General features: G+C 48.6%; 1 pseudogene. It reads right to left on the minus strand.

Annotated elements, in window-relative coordinates:
* Positions 1 to 471: pseudogene (clpX, locus tag ACTHUR_RS19940) on the minus strand (ATP-dependent Clp protease ATP-binding subunit ClpX); the annotation flags it as partial.

A 471-nucleotide genomic window follows, 5' to 3' on the forward strand; every position in this document is an offset into this window, starting at 1 on the left:
AGCTTGGGCTGTTCGCCTTTCTCAATGACGTTTTTACCGATGACAACTTTGGTTACGCCTTTCAAATCAGGCAGTTGATACGTGGTATCCAACAGGCAACGTTCAACGATGGAGCGCAGGCCGCGCGCGCCGGTTTTACGTTCCATTGCCTGACGGGCGATGCTGCGCAAGGCTTCTTCTTCAAATTCCAATTCGACATTTTCCATGCCGAACAGGGTTTGATATTGTTTCACCAAGGCATTTTTCGGCTCGGTCAAAATGTTGACCAATGCATCTTCATCCAATTCCGCCAGCGTGGCAATGACAGGCAGACGGCCGATTAACTCGGGAATCAGACCGAATTTAATCAAGTCTTCAGGTTCAACGATTTCAAACAATCCGGTAATGTCGGCATTTTCGTCCTTACTGTGAACGGATGCGCCGAAACCGATACCGCCTTTTTCAGTACGCTGACGGATGACTTTTTCCAAG

The sequence above is a fragment of the Neisseria sp. P0021.S007 genome (assembly GCF_051956855.1).